Here is a 4,498-nt window from a genome sequence, read left to right as displayed (position 1 = left end):
ACCATGATAAAAATAATGCCCCCAAGAGCGTTGATAGGGCTTTACTAAAAAGTCGTCTAAAGATTTTGCACCCGGCTTTGTCCCATAAATGTCATTATTGGGAATCTTTCCTGCATACACATAACTTTGGATAAAATCGGGGGCAAAAATCTCCTCCGCACTTTCAATATTCATCACATTGATTCCGTTTTGATTGAAGTTTGAGCCTTTTCTGTATCGCCACAATGTCCCCCATTTAAATCCTGTGTATTTTGCCATAGCCATACAATTTAGAATCGCAATCATTCTATCGCCCCACCCCGCTTGTGTAGGACTTATAAATAATCCCGAATATTTACGAATAAAAACCTTAAAATCTAATGGTATCGGCTGGTGGGATATTTTTATATAACGCGCATTAAGGGCTTGATAAATCGGAATCTCCAAGAAATCGGATATTTCTATGCTATCTAATAATTCGCCACCTAACTTTTCCCAAACCTTACCATCACAAGAAGTTTCTACGCTTAAAAATTCTTTGTTTTTGGCTGCTAGAGCTAAAGAATCTTTGGCATAAAAAATCCTAAGAGATTCTATTGAGTATTCTTGCTGCAAATCCATAAATAACACATTTTCTTGCGATTCTATTGCTTGACTTACTTCCGATAAATCCTCGTCTTTCCATACCATTTTTATTCCTTGTTTATATTTATTTGTATTCAAAGGGTATATTGTATAGTTTTTTAAAAGCTATTACAATAAATCCCCCCCCCCCCGCAGAATCCGAGCTTAGATAAACATAAAATACCAAAAACTTAAAAAAATGCGATAAATTAAAATGAGATTCTATGTTGTAGATTGTTTCGCTATCTTTGCGTTAATTAAAATATGAAGAAATTTGTGTCTTAAAGGAGGATTTGCAATGACGCAAAGGCTTATCATTGCAAAAGGGGACGAAATTACATCATTCCGCCCATACCTCCCATTCCGCCCATACCACTCATATCTGGCATTGCAGGTTTATCCTCTTTGATTTCATGCACTGTGGCTTCCGTTGTAAGCAATAAGCTAGAAACAGAAACTGCATTTTGAAGCGCGATTCTTGCAACTTTTAGCGGGTCAATGATTCCTGCTTCAAACATATCCACATAAGTACCATTAGAAGCGTCAAAGCCGTGATTTACATTAGAATCTTTTTCTACATTATTCACCACGACACCATCATCAAAGCCTGCGTTGGTTGCGATTTGTTTAATCGGAGCAGAAATTGCGCGTTTAATGATTTCATAGCCAATTTTTTCATCACCCTCTAACTTTAGGCTAACTTTCGCTGCTGCGCGCACAAGTGCCGCACCACCACCGATAATAATACCCTCTTCAACCGCTGCTTTTGTTGCACTTAACGCATCATCAACGCGGTCTTTTTTCTCTTTCATTTCTACTTCGCTTGCCGCACCTACTTTAATCACAGCTACACCGCCGCTAAGTTTTGCAAGTCTTTCTTGCAATTTTTCCCTATCATAATCACTTGTAGTGCTTTGGATTTGTGTTTTAATCTGTGCGATTCTAGCATTAACGGCATCTTTTTGACCTGCACCATCTACAATTGTTGTATTGTCTTTATCAATCACTATTCTAGCCGCTTGCCCCAAATCTGCAATTGTCGCAGCTTCTAGTGTTTTACCCAATTCTTCGCTAATCACTTCGCCACCTGTTAAAGTTGCAATATCTTTTAGCATTTCTTTTCTTCTATCACCAAATCCGGGAGCTTTGACTGCAGCAACATTCAATACGCCACGTAATTTATTCACAACTAAAGTTGTCAAAGCTTCTCCCTCAATGTCTTCTGCGATAATCAAAAGTGGCTTACCGCTTTTCATTGTAGATTCTAAAAGTGGCAAAATGTCTTTCATAGAAGTAATTTTTTTGTCTGTCAGCAAAATATAGGGCTGCTCTAACTCTGCTTCCATTTTGTCGCTATTGGTTACAAAATAAGGGCTAAGGTAACCTCTATCAAACTGCATACCCTCAACCACGCTTAGTTCATCGTTGATTCCTTTTGCTTCTTCTACGGTAATAACGCCATCTTTACCAACTTTTTCCATAGCTTCCGCAATGAGTTCGCCTACTTTGGAATCAGAATTTGCAGAGATTGTTGCTACTTGTGCGATTTCTTTTTTACCCGCAACAGGTTTAGCAATTTTCTTAAGCTCTTCTGTGATTGCCTCTGCTGCTTTATCCATTCCACGCTTTACTTGCACAGGATTCGCACCTGCAGTAATATTTCTCAAACCCTCTTTGAAAATACTATATGCTAAAACCGTTGCCGTAGTCGTACCATCACCTGCTGCGTCTGCGGTTTTACTTGCGACTTCTTTTACAAGTTGCGCTCCCATATTTGCAATAGGGTCTGCTAATTCAATTTCTTTTGCTACTGAAACGCCGTCTTTTGTAATACTTGGCGCACCAAAGCTTTTTTGAATCAACACATTGCGTCCTCTTGGCCCCATTGTTACTTTTACAGCGTCATTTAGCTGTTTTACACCCTCATATAATCTATTTCTTGCATTGTCTGAAAAATTAATTTCTTTACTTGCCATTTTTATCTCCTTAATTATATATTTTCTTTTAAGCTCTCACGCCTAAAACATCTTCAAGCTTTAAAATCAAATATTCTTTTCCCTCTAGTTTCACTTCAGTGCCAGAATATTTTCCAAAAACAACTTTATCACCTACTTTTACATCTTTAACTTCGCTACCAATTGCTTGAATAATTCCTTCAAGCGGCTTTTCTTTCGCATTATCAGGGATAATAATTCCTGAAGTAGTTTTTGTGTCTTCTTCTAGTCTTTCTACTAGAACTCTTTCTCCAAGTGGTCTGAAATTCATAAGAATTACCTCCAAAAATTAAATATTTTTTAAAAACAGCGGAATTATAATGCAAAAACTTTACTTTGTCAATACATTAAGTAAAAAAATTCATTAAATCTTAGTCTATTAGACTAAAAATTAATTAGTCATTAATGCTAAATACTTTTAAATTCAATAAGCATAAGGGCGAAATTTAGTAGAATCTCTACCAAAAATACAAAGAGATTCTAAGCCTACAAAAGTTAAACAATTCTCTTAACTTTTATAAAATTTTCAATAAATTAAGATTATTATTGCGTTTCAATCTACCTATCAATAAGGACTTACTATGCAGGCACATTATGCAAGCAGAATCACTGCTCTATCAGAATCTATCACTCTTGCAATTAGCACACTTGCGCGAGAACTAAAATCACAAGGAAAAGACATTCTCTCTTTTTCTGCGGGTGAACCGGATTTTGATACTCCCCAAGTCGTTAAAGATGCAGCAATCCAAGCAATCAACGAGGGTTTTACCAAATATACTGCAGTCGCTGGAATCCCGGAGCTTTTAAATGCGATTAGCGTGAAGTTGAAGCGGGATAATAATTTAGAATATTCCACCAAAGAAATCATTGTAAATAGCGGGGCGAAACACTCACTTTTTAATGTATTTCAAGCATTAATTGAAAAGGACGACGAAGTGATTATCCCCTCACCTTATTGGGTAACTTACCCCGAGCTTGTTACATTTAGCGGTGGCAAGAATATCTTTATCCAGACTACACAAGAAAATAACTTCAAAATCACAAAAGAACAGCTAAAAGCCGCCATAACGCCTAAAACAAAAATGCTAGTGCTTACAACACCCTCCAATCCCACAGGAATGGTGTATTCTAGAGCAGAGTTAGAAGAAATTGCAGAGATTTTAAAAGACACAAATATTTGGTTGCTTAGCGATGAAATCTATGAAAAATTGGTTTATGATGGCACTTTTGTCTCACCTGCTAGCCTTAGTCAAGATATGCTTGAGCGCACAATTACCATTAATGGGCTCAGTAAGGCAGTCGCAATGACTGGTTGGCGAATGGGCTATGTAGCGAGCAAAGACCAAAAACTTTGCAAACTCATTAATGCACTACAAGGACATTCTACCTCCAATATCAACTCTATCACACAAAAAGCCGCAATTACTGGGCTAAATGGTAGTGCAGATAAAGAAATTGAGATAATGCGTCAAGCTTTTAAAGAGCGGAGAGATTTTGCCTGCGAAAGATTTAATACCATTAAAGGGTTAAAAGCTAGCAAACCCGATGGAGCGTTCTATCTTTTTGTTCATTGTGCAGAGATTTCTAAAGATTCTATGCAATTTTGCAAAAACTTGTTAGAATATGCTGGCGTGGCTGTCGTTCCGGGAATTGGCTTTGGAATGGACGGCTATTTTAGATTCTCCTTTGCCACAGATTTAAATAGTATTGACAAAGGGATTCAAAGAATCAAAGATTACTGCGAGAATCTTTAAAAACTTTAAACTCTCTATTTAGCAAGGATAAGGCGAGATTCTTCGTCTCGTCCTCACATTTCATAGCAATCTATAATCTTACATAAAGTAAATTCACTATGGAATCTTAACTCTTTTTCTTATGCTCCTCTTTTAACTTACGCACTT

3 protein-coding genes and 1 pseudogene are annotated in these 4,498 nt (G+C 37.0%); 1 reads left to right on the top strand and 3 read right to left on the bottom strand.

The genetic code is table 11. The features are described from left to right. The 3 genes and pseudogenes from Q1553_RS03440 to groES all read right to left on the bottom strand — a co-directional run. Positions 1–669: pseudogene (locus Q1553_RS03440) on the bottom strand (hypothetical protein); the annotation flags it as partial. 269 nt (positions 670–938) lie between these two features. After that, complete coding sequence (groL, locus tag Q1553_RS03435; protein ID WP_115550792.1) at positions 939–2,579, bottom strand: chaperonin GroEL; 1,641 nt, start codon at positions 2,577–2,579, stop codon at positions 939–941. 28 nt (positions 2,580–2,607) lie between these two features. Then, complete coding sequence (gene groES, locus Q1553_RS03430) at positions 2,608–2,868, bottom strand: co-chaperone GroES (protein WP_115550793.1); 261 nt, start codon at positions 2,866–2,868, stop codon at positions 2,608–2,610. A gap of 310 nt (positions 2,869–3,178) precedes the next feature. Here groES and Q1553_RS03425 point away from each other — a divergent pair, with 310 nt between their 5' ends. Next, a complete protein-coding gene (locus Q1553_RS03425) occupies positions 3,179–4,351 on the top strand; it encodes a pyridoxal phosphate-dependent aminotransferase (RefSeq protein WP_300692370.1) in 1,173 nt (390 codons plus the stop codon). Positions 4,352–4,498 lie beyond the last annotated feature (147 nt).

The organism is Helicobacter sp. UBA3407 (assembly GCF_949747025.1).
Classification (GTDB): Bacteria; Campylobacterota; Campylobacteria; order Campylobacterales; family Helicobacteraceae; genus Helicobacter_D; species Helicobacter_D ganmani.
The sequence above is the reverse complement of the archived record's forward strand: the minus strand, read 5'-3'. Positions and strand labels throughout refer to the sequence as shown.